Below are 15,390 nucleotides of genomic sequence, written 5' to 3'. Positions count from 1 at the left end.
CTAAACTATCTCGTCTGATCGCGATTCATACTTTCGTTCTAGATAGCACAAGGGCTACAAATGCAAGCCTCTCGCTGACCTAGGGGCATGAACTGATCGAGAGCGGGGGCTGATCTGGCGTCACCGCTTGCATCATCCGCGCGCCCGGCGCAGGATCGGCAAAACTCAACCAGCTGGACAAATTTGCCCGTCCAGCCCAGTCCGGAGACGGCCATGTCGCTTCTCGATGCCGCGCGTCAGGTGCGCGAAAACGCCTATGCCCCCTATTCCAAATTCAAGGTGGGGGCGGCGGTGCGCGGCGCCTCGGGCACGATCTATCGCGGCGTCAATGTCGAGAATGTGGCCTATCCCGAGGGCACCTGCGCCGAGGCGGGGGCGATTGCCGCGATGATTGCCGCGGGGGAAACCGAGATTATCGAAGTGGCCGTGATTGCCGATTGCCCGAGCCCGGTGCCGCCCTGTGGCGGGTGTCGCCAGAAACTGGCGGAATTTGCGCGCCATGACACGCCGGTGACGCTGGCGACAACTGCGGGCGAGCGGCTGGATACCTCGGTGGGCGCGCTGCTGCCGGGGCGTTTCGACATGAGCCATATGGATAACGTCTGATGGATGCGCGTTCGGTCATCCGCGCGGTGCGCGATGGGAATGGGCTATCGGCTGAGGGCGCGGCATGGTTCGCGCGTGGCTTGGCCGATGGTGCGGTTTCGGATGCGCAGGCGGGGGCTTTTGCGATGGCCGTGCTGCTCAAGGGGATCGGGTCGTCCGGCCGTGTGGCGCTGACGCAAGCGATGCGCGACAGCGGTTCAGTTCTGCAATGGGATATGCCCGGCCCGGTGATCGACAAGCACTCGACCGGCGGGGTGGGCGATAGCGTGTCGCTGCTACTCGCCCCGGCGCTGGCGGCGTGTGGCTGCTACGTTCCGATGATCTCGGGGCGCGGGCTGGGCCATACCGGCGGCACATTGGACAAGATGGAATCGATCCCCGGCTATCGCGCGCTGCCCGGCATTGAGGTCTTGCGCAAAGTGGTGGGCGAAGTCGGCTGCGCTATTGTCGGCGCGACCGAGGAAATCGCGCCCGCCGACAAGCGCCTTTACGGCATTCGCGATATCTCGGGCACGGTCGAAAGCATTGATCTGATCACTGCCTCGATCCTGTCGAAAAAACTCGCCGCCGGGCTGGAGGGGCTGATCCTCGATGTCAAAGTCGGCTCTGGCGCGTTCATGGCCACGGCAGATGAGGCGCGCGCCTTGGCGAAAAGTCTGGTTGAGACCGCCAATGGCGCGGGCTGCAAGACCACTGCGCTGATCACCGATATGAATCAGCCGCTTGGCCTGTGCGCGGGCAATGCGCTTGAGGTGATCGAGGTGATGGAGACGCTGACCGGCACGGCTGTCAGCGGCGCGTTGTGGGATGTCACGGCGGCGCTGGGCGGTGAGGCGTTGGTGCTGGCGGGCTTGGCGGCAGATGCCGAGGAAGGATCGGAGCGGATCGACGATGCGCTTGAGACGGGGCGCGCGGCGGAAATCTTCGGCAAAATGGTGGCCGCCCTTGGGGGCCCCGTAGATTTCGTGGAGCGTTACCCCGACCGGTTGCCCTCTGCCCCGGTTGTGCGCGCGCTGGACGCGCCGCGGGATGGGTTTATCGCGCGCATCGACACCCGCGCGCTGGGCGAGGCAGTGGTGCATCTGGGCGGCGGACGGCTGGTCGGGGGCGACAAGATCAACCCCTCGGTGGGGCTGTCAGAGATCCGCATGATTGGCGAGGCGATGGGGAAGGGCGATCCGCTGATGCTGATCCATGCCAGCGACGCCGCGCATGCCGATGCCGCCGAAGCCGCCCTGCGCGCCGCCTATCACTTCAGCGACGAGCCCCCAGAAGAGCCTCCGCTAATTCACGAAAGGATCGGGGCATGAGCCGGGCGTTTTTGATCGTCATGGACAGCGTCGGCATTGGCGGCGCACCCGATGCGGATCGATTTTTCAATGACGGCACGCCCGATACCGGTGCCAATACCGTGGGCCACATCGCGCAGGCCTGCGCGCAGGGCCGCGCCGATCAGGGCCGGGAAGGGGCGCTGAAGCTGCCTCATCTGGATGCGCTGGGTCTGGGGGCTGCGATCACGCTGGCCTCTGGCGTGGCGGCACCCGGTCTGGACGCTGCGCCGCAGGGGCTTTGGGGCGCGGCAACCGAGGTCTCGTCGGGCAAGGACACGCCCTCGGGGCATTGGGAAATGGCGGGCGTTCCGGTGCCGTGGGACTGGCATTATTTCCCTGACAAGACCAACAGCTTCCCACCCGATCTGGTGGCCAAGGCCTGCGAGATTGCGGGAACCAAGGGGGTCTTGGGCAATTGCCACGCCTCGGGCACCAATATCATCGAAGAACTCGGCGACGAACATATCCGCACGGGCTGGCCGATCTGCTACACCTCGGCCGATAGCGTGTTTCAGATCGCCGCCCATGAAGAGCATTTCGGTCTCGACCGGCTTCTGGCGCTGTGCGAGGGGCTAGCGCCGACGCTGCATGGTATGAAGGTGGGCCGCGTAATCGCGCGCCCTTTTATCGGCGAAAACGGTGTGTTCACGCGCACGCCGAACCGGCGCGATTTTGCCATGGCTGCGCCTGCGCCGACGCTGCTGGACTGGGCTTATGACGCGGGCCGGGTGACCCATGCGATTGGCAAGATCGGCGATATTTTCAGCCATCGCGGCGTCACCCATCTGCACAAGGGCAAGGGCGATGCCGATCTGGCCAAGCACCTGATCGCCTTGGCCGAAACAGCCGAAGAGGGCAGCCTGACCTTCGCCAATTTCGTTGAATTCGACAGCCTTTTCGGCCATCGCCGTGACGTGGCGGGCTATGCGCGCGCGCTGGAATGGTTCGATGGTGTGGCAAACGCGTTCATGGCGCGGCTACGCCCCGGGGATCTGGCGATCTTTACCGCCGATCATGGCAATGACCCGACCTGGACTGGCAACGATCACACCCGTGAACGCGTCCCGGTTCTGGCTTGCGCGCCCGGGCTGGACGCGCGCGGCATTGGTCAGATCGCTTTCACCGATATTGCCGCGTCGATCGCGGATCATCTCAACATCCCGGCTCAAGGTCCGGGCAAATCGTTTTTCGTGAGGGACAAGACATGACTGATCATCTGACCGTGGTGAACCACCCGCTGGTGCAACACAAGCTGACCTTGATGCGCGACAAGGATACTTCGACCAATTCTTTCCGCCAATTGCTGCGCGAAATCAGCCTGTTGCTGGCCTATGAGATCACCCGCGAGCTGGAGATGACGACCCGCACGATCCAGACGCCTTTGTGCGAAATGGAGGCCCCCATTCTTGAGGGCAAAAAGTTGGCGCTGGTGTCGATCTTGCGCGCAGGCAACGGGTTGCTCGATGGTGTGTTGGAGCTGATCCCGGCGGCGCGGGTGGGCTTTGTCGGGCTGTATCGCGACCCCGAGACGCTGCAACCGGTCGAATATTACTGCAAGCTGCCCAATGAGTTGGAAAACCGCCTGACGATTGTGGTCGATCCGATGCTGGCGACGGGCAATAGCTCAGTCGCGGCGATTGATCTGATCAAGGCGAAGGGGGCCAAGAATATTCGCTTCCTATGCCTGCTGGCCGCCCCCGAAGGTGTTGCGCGGATGCGTGAGGCCCACCCCGATGTGCCGATCGTCACCGCCTCGCTTGACGAAAAGCTGAATGATCAGGCTTATATCGTGCCCGGTCTAGGGGATGCGGGTGACCGGATGTTTGGCACAAAATAAGCCATTTTTCCTTTACTCACCGTCAAGACTCCGCCATCCTCCAGCCTTATTAGACATGGGGGCATGCATGCGGTTTGGTGGGGTTTTGACGGCTGCGCTTTTTGGGGCGGTGATGGGCGCAAGCGGGGCAATGGCGCAAAGCTATGCGCCCGAAGAAACGCCACCCGCTTCGTTTAAGGGGCGTCAATATGTCGATAGCGCGGGCTGCGTATTCGTGCGCGCGGGCTATGGCGATGCCACTAAGTGGGTGCCGCGGATCAACCGCGATCGCACGGCGGTTTGCGGCTTTAAACCCAGCTTGCCTGCCGAAAAGGTCGCTGTTGCGGCCCCTGCGAAGGTTGTAGCCCCCAAAACCGTGATCGCAAAAGCAGCCCCGGCGCCGAAAATGGCGGCGCCCGTGATGCGCGGCAATACGCTCAGTCGGCGCTCCGTGAAGGCGCCGATAGCCACGATTGCCTCGAATATGGTGCCCGAGGCGCGCTCGCCAAACGCGCCCTATTCCCCGGTGAAGACACTGGCCCCGCGCGCGATGGCGCAACCCGCCTCGGCTCGGGGGCAAACGCGTGCGACGCGCGCACAGGTCGCCATGGTGCAACCTGTGGTGCAAAAAATCCCGCGTGAGGTCAGCGTCGGGGGCGTGGCACCTGTCGTAACGACCTCGCCCGAACCTCCGGGTGGCTGGAAACCCGCATTCGAAGACGGGCGTCTGAACCCATATCGCGGGCCGCGCACGCAGTCGGGCGATGCGCAAATGGCGCAGCGTTGGAATACCAAGACGCCGATGGGAATGGTTGCAGTGCCCCAGCAGCGGGTGATCTATGTGCCCGTGGCCAGCGCGCGGATGTCCGCGAAGACGGTGGCCCCCGCGTCCAGCGCGACGCGCCAGCCGGCAGGGTCTGGCAAGCGGTTCGTGCAGGTGGGCAGCTTTGGCGTGCCCAGCAATGCTGCGGCTGCAAAGGCACGGCTGCGCGCGCTTGGGCTTCCGGTGGCGACAGGGCGTGCGGGCCGTTTGACGGTGGTTTACGCAGGCCCCTTCAGCGCGCCCTCTGCCCTGCAAAACGCACTAAACTCGGCGCGCAGCGCTGGGTTTCGGGATGCGCTGCTGCGCTAGGCTCAGGCATCAACACAAATGAAAACGGCGGTCCAAGCGGGCCGCCTTTTTGTAACCGGGATGCGTGGGTTAGCGCCCCGTGCAGATGTCTTGCAACGCGACCCATTGTGCATCAGGCAGAACGGGACGCGGTGAGGGCTCCCCCTTGAACGGGTCAGCCTCAATCAGGCCCAGAACGGTTTCTCCTGTCGGATCAAGCGCGTAGGCATACGGGGTAGAGCTAACTCCGGCCGTACGAAAGGCGCGCAACAAGCCGTCGGTGGCAGGCGGTGTCGGTTGCTCGCGCAGCAATTGTTCAGCGTAAGAGGTGATGCCGCTATCGGGCAGATTGCCCGTGGTCAGCAGGCGCAACGCCGCCGCCGGTCCCAGCGCGCCCAGCATCTGTTTGAGCGGCGATTGCCCGGCAGCGCCGTCTTCTGTCGAGATCAGATAGCCAGCAACGACCTCGGGGGTGTCGGGGCCCTCGATGGTATTGCGCCCGATCACGGCCAGCTTGCCGGGCAGTAACCGCGCGCCCTTTAATGCCTCGGGCAGCACGACGATTGTGTCATGGCCGGGCAGGCGCTTGGACAGGACAGCGAGGGCCTGTTCGCCGGGTGGGCTTGCGCAGGGCTGGCCCGTCATCGTGGAGAGCTCCGCCAAAAGTTTGCGCCCGATCTCGATACGTTTGGCCATTGGGGTGATGCGCGCGGCATGATCGACCAGCGCGCCGGGCAGCCAGAACAGCGCCGCTGCGCCAACGCACAGCACAACGCCGCCGATCAGGAATGAGCGCAAACGGCCCGGATGGGGGCGATGGGACTCGATGATCACATGGACCTTTTCGATCGCGGCGATCATCACCTCATCTTCAAGCTCCAAGCTTTCGCCCGGCTCGTCAGATGGCGCGTAAATCGCAGGGTGCGCGCCCGGGTTGCGCCGGATCATCGCAGGCAGTGACCAATGGGCCAGGGCCGCGCCCGCCTTGGTTTCAGAAATCACGAGGCTTGCATCGCCCAGCGATACAATCACCTCGCGGCGCTGCGCCTCAGGATCGGCGCGCCAAAGCCCCACGGCTTCAAGACGGTCATATTCGCTTAGGGCGGTCATTGGGACCTGTTACTGCTCTTGTTGACGTGCAGGATAGCCGATCCTGCCGATGCGTCAATCAGATGCCGGGTTTGGCCAGATGCCGGATTTGGCGGCGCAGACCACTCCGCGCCGCGCCCAAGCTCAGCCTTGGTCCTGATCCAGCAGTTTGGCCACGGCGCGCAGTTCGAATTTCTGAATCTTGCCGGTCGATGTCTTGGGCAGATCGGCAAAGATCACGCGCTTGGGCGTCTTGAAACCCGCAAGGCGTTCGCGGCAGAACTGGATGATCTCGGCCTCGGTGGCCTCGGCCCCGTCTTTGAGCTCGACAAACGCGCAGGGCACCTCGCCCCATTTCTCGTCCGGCTTGGCCACGACCGAGGCCAGCGACACGGCCGGATGGGCGGCGATCACGCCCTCGACCTCTACCGACGAGACGTTTTCGCCCCCCGAAATGATGATGTCCTTCGCGCGATCCGTGATCTTGATGTAGCCGTCTTCGTGTAGAAACGCGATATCGCCGGAATGGAACACGCCGCCCTCAAACGCTTCGCGGGTGGCTTGCGGATTCTTGTAATAGCCCTTCATCACCATATTGCCGCGCATCACGATCTCGCCCAGATGCGAGGCATCGCGCGCCACCTCACTGCCGTGATCATGCACGGTCACGGTCTCCATCATCGCCATCATCATGCCGGTGCGCGCCTTGAGACTGGCGCGTTCCTCGGCCGCGGCGCTCTCCCACGCGGGTTTCCACGTGCATTCGACCGAGGGGCCGTAGGTCTCTGTCAGCCCGTAGGTTTGCGTGACGTTGAAGCCGAGCGGTTCGACCGCGGCGAGGGTCGAGGCGGGGGGCGGTGCGCCTGCGGTGAACACTTCGACGGTATGATCAAAGGCGCGGCGGTCGGATTCCTTGGCGTTGACGATGGTGTTGAGAACGATCGGCGCGCCGCCGAAATGGCTCACGCCATGATCGGCGATCGCGTCATAGATCGCTTTGGCGGTGACATCGCGGCAGCATACCACCGTGCCCCCAAGCATCGGCACCATCCAGGCATGGGTCCAGCTATTGCAGTGAAACAGCGGCACGATGGTCAGCAGCACCGGGTAAAGCTGCATCCGCCACGCGATCATATTGCCAATGGTGGACAGATGCGCGCCGCGATGGTGATAGACAACGCCCTTGGGGCGCCCCGTCGTGCCCGAAGTATAGTTGAGCGCGATGCTCTCCCATTCATCCTGCGGCATGATCCAGTCAAATAGCGGGTCGCCTTTGGCCAGCAGATCCTCGTATTCCAGATAATGGCCAGTCGGCTCGAACCCGTGCTCGGGGTCGGCGACCTCAATGATCTGGGGTGCGGGGCCGGACATCGCCTTGAGCGCCTCTTCGGCAAGTGGCAAAAACGCGGTGTCGCACAGCACGATTTTCGCGCCGCCATGTTCAAAGATATAGGCGATGGTTGCCACATCGAGCCGGGTGTTGATCGCATTTAGGATCGCCCCGCAGGCGGGCACGCCGAAATGGGCCTCGACCTGGGGCAGGGTGTTTGGCAGCAGCGTGGCCACCACATCGCCCGGCTCAATCCCGCGCGCCCTGAGCGCCGAGGCAAGCTGGCTGACGCGCGCGTGGTAATCGACGTAAGACAGCTGGCGTGTCCCGTAGATCAGCGCGGTGCGTTCGGGAAAGACCTCGAGGGCGCGGTTCAGATGGGACAAGGGCGTCAGCGCAACATAGTTCGCCGCGCATTTCTCCAGCCCTGTTTCGTCGGCAAGCCAGCCCATGCAATCCTCCTCCGGTAATATCCTTGCGCATTTATCGCCTCTCGCGCAGGAATGTGAAGGGGGCGTGGCGCTTTTCGTCGATCACACTTGCCACTAGAGTTGCGCCTATGATCGTCTCGCATGGCCGCCGCTATATCTTTGTTCATATCCCCAAGACGGGGGGCACAGCGCTGGCGCTGGCGCTGGAGGCGCGCGCCATGGCCGACGATATCCTGATCGGGGATACGCCCAAGGCGCGCCGCCGCAAGGGGCGGCTGGCGGGGGCGCAAACGGCGGGGCGGTTGTGGAAGCACAGCACGCTGGCGGATGGGATCGGGCTGTATGACGCGTCCGAGGCGCACAGCTATTTCACCTTCACGCTGGTGCGCAATCCGTGGGATCGGTTGGTGAGCTATTATCACTGGCTGCGCGTGCAAAGCTTTGACCACCCGGCGGTGACGCTGGCCAAGGCGCAGGATTTCTCGGGGTTTTTGGCGGCTCCGCAGATGCAGGCGTCGATTGGGGCGGCGCCCTATGGTAGCTATATGCGCGGGCCGGACGGGGCCGAGCGATGCGATCTGTTCCTCCGCCTTGAGCATGTCGAACAAGACGCCGCGCCCCTAGAGGCGCATCTGGGTTTCGCCATTACCCCCTTTGCGCGGGCCAATGAATCAAGCCGAGCACGCGACTGGCGGCGCTATTACAGCGACGCCGATCATGCGCTCGTCGCGCGGCTTTGCGCACCTGACATCGCGCGCTTTGGGTATTCTTTTTAATCCGTTAGCGAATAAGTGGCTGATTGCACCCTCTAAAGCAGCAATCACGCGAATGTTGCCTGAACTGTTCAGATCTTCGCCGCAATGCCTTTGTTGCGCCGTTTTCTCGCCCACGAAACATCTCGGGAATCGCTTGGACTGAACGCATCGGCAAACGCCCCCTTCGGGGTTTTTCAGAAGGAAGACGGATATGTTCGCATCTGCCGCTAATGCTTGGAACGACGCTGTCGAATTCGACGAGATTTTTTCGAACGCCTCGGGCCATGCCTCGGGTGTGAACCAGAGCGGGGGGATTGTGGCGGGCACGCGGATTGCGACCGAGATGGGCTGGCGCCCGGTCGAGGGGATCGTGGCGGGCGACATGGTGATGACATTTGATCACGGTGCGCGCCCGGTGGTGGCCGTCAAGCGCACGCAGTTTTGGCTTGGCTCAAATTCCTGCCCGCGTCATTTGCAGCCGCTCGCCGTTCCCGTCGGCGCGTTGGGCAATGCCTACGCGATGCTTTTGCTGCCCGAGCAAACCGTTCTTGTCGAAAGCGATATGGCCGAGGCGGTGTTTGGCGACCCCTTTGCGCTAGTCCGGGCGGCCGCCCTTGAGGGCTATCGCGGAATTGACCGCATCACGCCGCACCAAAAGGTTGAAATTGTCGTGCTGGAATTTGCCCGCGACGAGGTGATCTACGCCAATGGCACCAGCATGATCCATTGCAGCTCGGTTGATGCGTGCAGCTTGAATGCGATGATCGCGCCGCCCCCCGCAATGTATGAGGCGCTGCCGTTGGAAATGGCGCGCTCGATCGTGGCGGAGATGATCGCCGAAGATATGATTGCCCAAAGCTACGCTTACGCCGCTGAATAAGCGCTCCGCTTTTCCGATAGTCAAAGCCGCCGCGCCCTGAAATGGGCGCGGCGGTTTGCGTTTGCGGGTTTGGCGGCATGAAAACGCCGGGGCCTTTGCAGACCCCGGCGCTTCATATTGACCCGGGCAATAGCAGGGAACCGCGCCTTGCCCCGGTCTGTCGTGTCGCGATCAGGCGGCTTTCGCAGCCTGACCTTTGCCAAAGCGGCCATAGAACGTGTCGCCCTTGGCGGCGATGTCGCGCAGCAGGGCCGGAGCCTCAAAGCGCGTACCGTATTGGGCGGTCAGCGCGTCGCAAATCTCGACCGCTTTCCCCGCGCCGAGGATATCGAGCCAAGAGAACGGGCCACCCGACCACGGCGCAAAGCCCCAGCCCAAGATCGCGCCCACGTCTCCCTCGCGGATATCTTCCAGCACGCCTTGTTCAAACGCGCGCACGGCCTCGAGAACCTGCGCCATCAGCAAGCGGTGCTGGACGTGATGCACATCAGGCTGCTCATCGGCGCGCGGGAATTTGGCATCGAGCCCGGACCAAAGGCCCTGACGCTTGCCCTTGTCGTCATACTCGTAAAAGCCCGCATTGGATTTGCGCCCCATCCGGCCCTGATCGGCCATCCAGAACAGCACATCGTCGACGGCCCCATCCGGGTAGGCATCGCCCATCGCCGCCTTGGTCGCCTTGGCGATTTTGACGCCCAGATCAATCGAGGTCTCATCCACCAGTTGCAGCGGCCCCAACGGCAGACCCACCTGTGTCGCGGCATGTTCAACCAGTGTCGGGTTCACGCCCTCTGCCAGCATCCGAATACCTTCGTTGATATAGGGAATGATGCAGCGGTTGGCATAGAAGAAGCGCGCATCGTTCACGACGATCGGCGTCTTGCGGATCTGGCGCACGAAATCGAGCGCCTTGGCCACGGCCACCGGCCCGGTTTTCGCCCCCTTGATGATCTCGACCAACAGCATCTTGTCCACCGGCGAGAAGAAGTGAATGCCGATGAACTGCTCGGGACGCGCGCTGGCCTTGGCCAGTTCGGTGATCGGCAGGGTCGAGGTGTTGGTGGCGAAGATCGCATCCGACGAGATCACGGCTTCGGTCTTCTTGGTGACCTCGGCCTTGACGCCCATATCCTCGAACACCGCCTCGACGATCAGATCGCAGCCCTCAAGGGCGGCGTAATCGGTGGTCGCGGTGATGCGGCCCAGCACTTGGGCTTTCTTCTCTTCGGTGACCTTCTTACGCGAAATCCCCTTGTCGAGAATGCCCTCGGAATAGGATTTCCCGCGATCGGCGGCCTCTTGGGCGTTGTCGATCAGCACGACTTCGATCCCGGCCACGGCGCTGACATAGGCAATCCCGGCCCCCATCATGCCCGCACCCAGAATGCCGACCTTTTTCACGGTCTGATCGGGGGCGTCCGGACGGTTCGCGCCTTTTTCCAGCGCGCCCTTGTTGATGAAGAGCGACCGGATCATCGCCGTCGAGGACGGGTTGAGCAGCACATTGGTGAACCAGCGCGCCTCGATCTTGATGGCCTGATCAAAGGGCACCAGCGCGCCCTCGTAAACCGCGCTCAGCAGCGCCTTGGCGGCAGGGTAGACGCCTGCGGTCTTGCCATGCACCATCGCGGAAGCCCCAACGAAGGTCATGAAACCCGCCGGGTGATAGGGCGCGCCGCCGGGCATTTTGTAGCCCTTGGCATCCCACGGTTTCACCAGATCGGCGTCCTTGGCGTTAAGCACCCAGTCTTTCGCAGCCGCGACCGGATCATCGACCACTTCGTCGATCAGGCCAGCAGCTTTGGCCTTTTTCGGGTCAGACAGCTTGCCTTCCAGCAGGAAGGGGGCCGCGACCATCGCACCAAGCTTGCGCGCGAGACGGGTCGTGCCGCCACCGCCGGGGAAGATGCCGACCATGATTTCGGGCAGGCCGATCTTGGCCTTGGGATTGTCGGCGGCAAAGATGCGATGGGTCGAGAGCGGCAGTTCCAGCCCGATCCCAAGCGCAGTGCCGGGTAGGGCGGCTGCAATCGGCTTGCCGCCTTTGTTGGTCTTCGGGTCCATCCCGGCGCGCTCAATCTTGCGCAGGACGTGGTGCATGCTCATCACGCCATCAAAGATCGCCTGCGCGCCGCCTTCGCGCATCTGCGCGATGACGTTGAGATCCATCCCGCCCGCGAAATCGGGCTTGCCCGAGGTGATGACCACGCCCTTGCAGGCGTCATCGGCCAGCGCGGTGTCGATGAAGCTATCGAGGAGTTTGAACCCCTCCATGCTCATCACGTTCATTGATTTCTCGGGCACGTCCCAAGTGATGATGGCAACGCCGTCGCTGCCCAGTTCGTATTTGAAATCAGCCATTTGTCCCTCCCTCACACGCGCTCGATGATGGTGGCCGCACCCATGCCGGAGGCCACGCAAAGCGTTGCCAGACCAGTGCTCAGGTCGCGCCGTTCCAGTTCATCCAGAAGCGTGCCGATGATGATTGCGCCTGTCGCGCCCAGCGGATGACCCAGCGCGATCGCGCCGCCATTCACGTTCACCTTGCTCGCATCGACATTGAAGAACTGCATGAAGCGCAGCACGACCGCGGCGAAGGCCTCGTTGACCTCGAACAGGTCGATGTCGGAAATCGACATGCCGCTGTCTTTCAGGATCTTCTCGGTCACTGGCACGGGGCCAGTCAGCATGATCGTGGGGTCGGTGCCGATCTTGGCGGTGGCGCGGATGCGGGCGCGGGGCTTGAGGCCATGCGCCTCGCCGAATTCCTTGTTGCCAATCAGGATCGCCGAGGCACCATCCACGATGCCCGAGGAGTTGCCCGCATGGTGGACGTGGTTGATGTGATCGAGATGCGGGTATTTCAGCATCGCGATTTTATCGAAGCCCGGCATTACCTCGCCCATATCCTTGAAGCTCGGTTTCAGCGCGCCCAAGGTTTCCATCGTGGTGCCCGGACGCGGGAACTCGTCGTGATCAAGAATGACCAAGCCGTTCTGATCGAGAACTGGCACGATCGATTTGGCAAAGCGGTTGTCCTTGATCGCCTCAATGGCGCGACGCTGGCTTTCAACACCCAGCGCGTCCACGTCTTCGCGGCTAAATCCGTATTCGGTGGCGATAATGTCAGCCGAAATACCCTGAGGGACGAAATAGGTTTTCATCGCCAGCTGCGGGTCAACGGCGATCGCCGCCCCGTCCGAGCCCATCGCAACGCGGCTCATCATCTCGACGCCGCCCGCGATATAGCCATTGCCAGCGCCGCCCTTGATCTGGTTGGCAGCGAGGTTCACTGCCTCCGTCGCCGAGGCGCAAAAGCGGTTGATCGACAGGCCGGGGATGCGTTCATCAAGATCGCTCAGCAACACTGCCGAGCGCGCAAGACAGCCGCCCTGTTCCATGACCTGTGTGGCATTGCCCCAGATCACGTCTTCGACCGCGTGGCCCTCAAGGCCGTTGCGCTCTTTGACCGCGTTCAGCAACCGCGCCGAAAGCGCCACCGAGGTGACCTCGTGCAGCGATCCATCCTTGCGGCCCTTGCCACGCGGGGTGCGTGCTGCGTCATAAATATAGGCGTCTGTCATGGTTCCTCCTCACGCCCGGTCAGACGGATTGCCGGGCATCAAATCATAGGGGTGTTTCCAACCGGGCAGGGCAGAGATGCTGTCTAACCAACGGTCGATATTGGGGAAATCTTTACGCTCGAAGCCGAAAGGCTCGGGGTAGTAGAGATAGCCGCAGCAGGCGAAATCGGCGATTGACGGGGTATTGCCCACGATCCAGTCGCGGCCTTCAATATGGGTTTCAAGTGTGGCCAGCGCGGCGAGCACCCGCCCCTTGAGCCATTTGATCGCCTCGGTCGGGCGCTTGTCCTCGGGCAGGAAGTTCATCAAGAACCGCAAGCTGCCTTGCTGGCCTGACCCTTTCTGAGCGTCCCAAAACAGCCAGCGCATCATTTCATTGCGGTCATCGGCCAGAAACTTGCCGGTTTTTTCCGCGATATGTAGCTGGATCAGGCTGGATTGTGTGAGCGTCAGATCGCCCTCGACGAAAACAGGGGCCTCGCCCATCTCGTTGAGCGCGCGAAACTCTGGGCTGCGCGACTCGCCGTTGAAGAAGTCGACATAGTGTGGCTGCCAGTCATAGCCGGCCAGCTCCATCGTCAGCGCCGCCTTGTAGGCGTTGCCCGATTCTCCAAAGCAATACAGTTTTGCGGTCATGCGACCTCCCCCTCGTCTGCCCATAATCTGGCGATTAAGTGACGCGAACGTAAGCCCCTTGCGGGCGTTTCGCCGCAACGTCATTCCATCACGACGTCGCGTCTAACGCGAGAGCGCGCGAGACGTTCCGTTTGCGAAAGGTGAAAAGAAGGTGAACTGGCCGACCTATTGCACCACCACTTCCGTGGCTTTGGGAAAGGTAATACCCTGAAAATCCGGATAGGTTTTGCGCAACAGGCGAAGCTGCGTGGGGCTATCGAGGCGGATCAGATACCATTCGGCATTGTCTTGCAGGGCCAAAGTGGTGTCGTCGCGCCGCAGCTTGCCGCGTGCGGGCAGTTTCAGAACCGAGGTGGTCGGGATTGTCGCATAGGCGCGCCCCGCCTTGGTTTGCCCGCTTTGCATCGCGGCGACATCCATGGAGAAACTGTCGATCACCACGGGGGCCATCGCCTTTTTGATCTGCGTTTCCATCTCGCCTTCCAGCGCATCGACCCCCACGCCCGATTGCGAGGCAAGGGCGCGCATCATCTTTGGCGGCACGGTGTCAAAAAACACGTCATAGTTCTTGTCTTGCACCGCGCGCACGAAACCCGCCGCCTCTTGGGTGATCGCATTGCGATCTGACGCATCGAAGGCAAGGGCAGGCAGGCTGGTCGCGAGACAAAGCGCAGTTGCAAGAAGCAGACGAGGCATATCGGACCTTTCGCGCCTAGGCTTTGCGCTCTGGCAATTCCGCCTTGAACAGCCGCAACCTGTGGGTGAGGTTCTCTTGATGGGTCACCGAATTGAAATGTTCAAAGAGGAAGGTCAAGGCCTCGTCCGGCGTGATCTCGGCTTCTTGAGCAAAGCGGTTGAGGCGACGATAAGCATCGTTTGTCATGGCGACGGGAAAGCGGCGGGTCAGTTTCAGGCGTTTGGTCATCCGCGCTCCTCGGGGGCTTGGTTCGAAACGACCTGTGCGATCAGATCGGGATAAGTGTCATGTGCGGGCAGGTGGCTTAGCTGGTCGAGCCAGCCCATCTTTGCCTCGATCCCGCCTTGGTCGCGCGGTTGATAGGGGAAATCGGGGGCAAAGCAGCCCGCCATGATTTCTATCGTGTCGCCCGTCCGCAAATAGAGCGGCGTGCCGCAGGTCGGGCAAAACCCGCGCACAGAGATGTTGGAGGAGGCCCATTCGCGTGGCGTCTCGCCCTGCCATTCGACCCGCGCACCGGGCACCTCGAAAAGCGGCGCAAAGGCATTTCCGGTGGCGCGCTGGCACATCCGGCAATGGCAAAGACCGGCTTTGGCGGGGCCTTCGGACACGGTGAATCGGATCGCGCCGCATTGGCAGCCGCCACGTGCTGTAGGAAAAGTCGGATTTTGAGGCATCATCTGGCGCTCCGAAGCTGTGCCGCCACAGTTTAGCATGATCTTGGGGGGTGGCCATGGGCTTGGGGCGTGGCCTTGGGGCCGTCGCGTCTAAAGCTGATCCCAGGCGCTCAGGCCCAATTTATGCTGACGCCAGATTTGCAGACCCGCCACGATGGAGCCGAAAAACAGCGCGCTTAGCACCAGCCCGAGGATATGCACACCGAAGGACAATCCTGTCGTCCAGCTTAGCAGCGGATCAACGACAAGACGCGCGATGGCAAAGCCGATGGTGTAAATCAGCAGGGTTTGCCGCCAGCTCAGATACGGGCCCGGACGCGGCTCCAGGCCAAGCGCTGCCATCACCCGCGCAAGCAGCGGGCGGGGGCCGTGAATCACGCCGCGCGCGCGCAATTCAGACAGCGCGACCGCATAGCGGCGATTGGTTTCAGCTGTGCCCAGATACAT

Annotated in this window: 16 protein-coding genes; 7 read left to right on the top strand and 9 right to left on the bottom strand. The window is 62.4% G+C overall.

Annotated elements, in window-relative coordinates:
* The first annotated feature begins 213 nt into the window (after positions 1-213).
* The 5 genes from QZ571_RS06235 to QZ571_RS06215 all read left to right on the top strand — a co-directional run bounded on the left by QZ571_RS06235 (position 214) and on the right by QZ571_RS06215 (position 4,885).
* Positions 214-606: a cytidine deaminase gene (locus QZ571_RS06235; protein WP_295532850.1), complete on the top strand. Its 393-nt coding sequence runs from the start codon at positions 214-216 to the stop codon at positions 604-606.
* Complete coding sequence (locus QZ571_RS06230; protein WP_295532849.1) at positions 606-1,916, top strand: thymidine phosphorylase; 1,311 nt, start codon at positions 606-608, stop codon at positions 1,914-1,916. The genes QZ571_RS06235 and QZ571_RS06230 overlap by 1 nt, the downstream gene beginning before the upstream one ends.
* On the top strand, positions 1,913-3,145 hold the full coding sequence (locus QZ571_RS06225) for a phosphopentomutase (protein ID WP_295532848.1): 1,233 nt from the start codon (positions 1,913-1,915) through the stop codon (positions 3,143-3,145). The genes QZ571_RS06230 and QZ571_RS06225 overlap by 4 nt, the downstream gene beginning before the upstream one ends.
* Complete coding sequence (upp, locus tag QZ571_RS06220) at positions 3,142-3,774, top strand: uracil phosphoribosyltransferase (RefSeq protein WP_295532847.1); 633 nt, start codon at positions 3,142-3,144, stop codon at positions 3,772-3,774. Before QZ571_RS06225 ends, upp begins: the two co-directional genes overlap by 4 nt.
* Positions 3,775-3,841: 67 nt before the next feature.
* Positions 3,842-4,885 carry an SPOR domain-containing protein gene (locus QZ571_RS06215; protein ID WP_295532846.1) on the top strand — a complete coding sequence of 348 codons (1,044 nt, stop codon included), beginning with the start codon at positions 3,842-3,844 and terminating at the stop codon, positions 4,883-4,885.
* Positions 4,886-4,954: 69 nt separating this feature from the next.
* On the opposite strand, the gene QZ571_RS06210 is transcribed toward QZ571_RS06215, so the two are convergent.
* Together QZ571_RS06210 and QZ571_RS06205 are read right to left on the bottom strand one after the other, a co-directional pair.
* Complete coding sequence (locus QZ571_RS06210; protein ID WP_295532845.1) at positions 4,955-5,974, bottom strand: hypothetical protein; 1,020 nt, start codon at positions 5,972-5,974, stop codon at positions 4,955-4,957.
* 123 nt (positions 5,975-6,097) lie between these two features.
* Positions 6,098-7,735: an AMP-binding protein gene (locus QZ571_RS06205; RefSeq protein WP_295532844.1), complete on the bottom strand. Its 1,638-nt coding sequence runs from the start codon at positions 7,733-7,735 to the stop codon at positions 6,098-6,100.
* A 107-nt stretch (positions 7,736-7,842) separates the two neighbouring features.
* Between QZ571_RS06205 and QZ571_RS06200 the strand changes: the two genes are divergently transcribed.
* Both QZ571_RS06200 and QZ571_RS06195 read left to right on the top strand, forming a co-directional pair.
* A complete protein-coding gene (locus tag QZ571_RS06200) occupies positions 7,843-8,490 on the top strand; it encodes a sulfotransferase family 2 domain-containing protein (protein ID WP_295532843.1) in 648 nt (215 codons plus the stop codon).
* Positions 8,491-8,680: 190 nt separating this feature from the next.
* Positions 8,681-9,349: a Hint domain-containing protein gene (locus tag QZ571_RS06195; RefSeq protein WP_295532842.1), complete on the top strand. Its 669-nt coding sequence runs from the start codon at positions 8,681-8,683 to the stop codon at positions 9,347-9,349.
* A gap of 171 nt (positions 9,350-9,520) precedes the next feature.
* Here QZ571_RS06195 and QZ571_RS06190 read toward each other — a convergent pair whose 3' ends face one another.
* From QZ571_RS06190 to QZ571_RS06160, 7 genes are all read right to left on the bottom strand, one after another.
* Positions 9,521-11,710 (bottom strand): 3-hydroxyacyl-CoA dehydrogenase NAD-binding domain-containing protein, encoded by a 2,190-nt coding sequence (locus tag QZ571_RS06190; protein WP_295532841.1) that lies wholly within the window; start codon positions 11,708-11,710, stop codon positions 9,521-9,523.
* A gap of 11 nt (positions 11,711-11,721) precedes the next feature.
* Positions 11,722-12,933, bottom strand: coding sequence for an acetyl-CoA C-acetyltransferase (locus QZ571_RS06185; protein WP_295532840.1), 1,212 nt, complete (start codon positions 12,931-12,933; stop codon positions 11,722-11,724).
* Between the two features lie 9 nt (positions 12,934-12,942).
* Complete coding sequence (locus QZ571_RS06180; protein WP_295532839.1) at positions 12,943-13,569, bottom strand: glutathione S-transferase family protein; 627 nt, start codon at positions 13,567-13,569, stop codon at positions 12,943-12,945.
* 165 nt (positions 13,570-13,734) lie between these two features.
* On the bottom strand, positions 13,735-14,265 hold the full coding sequence (locus QZ571_RS06175) for a hypothetical protein (protein WP_295532838.1): 531 nt from the start codon (positions 14,263-14,265) through the stop codon (positions 13,735-13,737).
* Between the two features lie 16 nt (positions 14,266-14,281).
* Entirely contained in the window at positions 14,282-14,494 is a 213-nt protein-coding gene (locus tag QZ571_RS06170; protein WP_295532837.1) for a hypothetical protein, read from the bottom strand.
* Positions 14,491-14,946, bottom strand: coding sequence for a GFA family protein (locus tag QZ571_RS06165; RefSeq protein ID WP_295532836.1), 456 nt, complete (start codon positions 14,944-14,946; stop codon positions 14,491-14,493). Before QZ571_RS06165 ends, QZ571_RS06170 begins: the two co-directional genes overlap by 4 nt.
* Before the next feature lie 87 nt (positions 14,947-15,033).
* Positions 15,034-15,390: a DUF6404 family protein gene (locus tag QZ571_RS06160; RefSeq protein ID WP_295532835.1), complete on the bottom strand. Its 357-nt coding sequence runs from the start codon at positions 15,388-15,390 to the stop codon at positions 15,034-15,036.

Source organism: uncultured Thioclava sp., from assembly GCF_913064665.1.
In the GTDB taxonomy this organism is placed as follows: Bacteria; Pseudomonadota; Alphaproteobacteria; order Rhodobacterales; family Rhodobacteraceae; genus Thioclava; species Thioclava arctica.
The sequence above is the reverse complement of the archived record's forward strand: the minus strand, read 5'-3'. Positions and strand labels throughout refer to the sequence as shown.

Bases quoted from the DNA above. Each gene is read 5' to 3' on its own strand.
- QZ571_RS06175 (WP_295532838.1), bottom strand. From the start codon at position 14,265: ATGCCTCGTCTGCTTCTTGCAACTGCGCTTTGTCTCGCGACCAGCCTG.
- QZ571_RS06235 (WP_295532850.1), top strand. From the start codon at position 214: ATGTCGCTTCTCGATGCCGCGCGTCAGGTGCGCGAAAACGCCTATGCC.
- QZ571_RS06190 (WP_295532841.1), bottom strand. From the start codon at position 11,710: ATGGCTGATTTCAAATACGAACTGGGCAGCGACGGCGTTGCCATCATC.
- QZ571_RS06230 (WP_295532849.1), top strand. From the start codon at position 606: ATGGATGCGCGTTCGGTCATCCGCGCGGTGCGCGATGGGAATGGGCTA.
- QZ571_RS06160 (WP_295532835.1), bottom strand. From the start codon at position 15,390: ATGTATCTGGGCACAGCTGAAACCAATCGCCGCTATGCGGTCGCGCTG.
- QZ571_RS06195 (WP_295532842.1), top strand. From the start codon at position 8,681: ATGTTCGCATCTGCCGCTAATGCTTGGAACGACGCTGTCGAATTCGAC.
- QZ571_RS06225 (WP_295532848.1), top strand. From the start codon at position 1,913: ATGAGCCGGGCGTTTTTGATCGTCATGGACAGCGTCGGCATTGGCGGC.
- QZ571_RS06205 (WP_295532844.1), bottom strand. From the start codon at position 7,735: ATGGGCTGGCTTGCCGACGAAACAGGGCTGGAGAAATGCGCGGCGAAC.
- QZ571_RS06170 (WP_295532837.1), bottom strand. From the start codon at position 14,494: ATGACCAAACGCCTGAAACTGACCCGCCGCTTTCCCGTCGCCATGACA.
- QZ571_RS06180 (WP_295532839.1), bottom strand. From the start codon at position 13,569: ATGACCGCAAAACTGTATTGCTTTGGAGAATCGGGCAACGCCTACAAG.
- QZ571_RS06215 (WP_295532846.1), top strand. From the start codon at position 3,842: ATGCGGTTTGGTGGGGTTTTGACGGCTGCGCTTTTTGGGGCGGTGATG.
- QZ571_RS06210 (WP_295532845.1), bottom strand. From the start codon at position 5,974: ATGACCGCCCTAAGCGAATATGACCGTCTTGAAGCCGTGGGGCTTTGG.
- QZ571_RS06185 (WP_295532840.1), bottom strand. From the start codon at position 12,933: ATGACAGACGCCTATATTTATGACGCAGCACGCACCCCGCGTGGCAAG.
- upp (WP_295532847.1), top strand. From the start codon at position 3,142: ATGACTGATCATCTGACCGTGGTGAACCACCCGCTGGTGCAACACAAG.
- QZ571_RS06165 (WP_295532836.1), bottom strand. From the start codon at position 14,946: ATGATGCCTCAAAATCCGACTTTTCCTACAGCACGTGGCGGCTGCCAA.
- QZ571_RS06200 (WP_295532843.1), top strand. From the start codon at position 7,843: ATGATCGTCTCGCATGGCCGCCGCTATATCTTTGTTCATATCCCCAAG.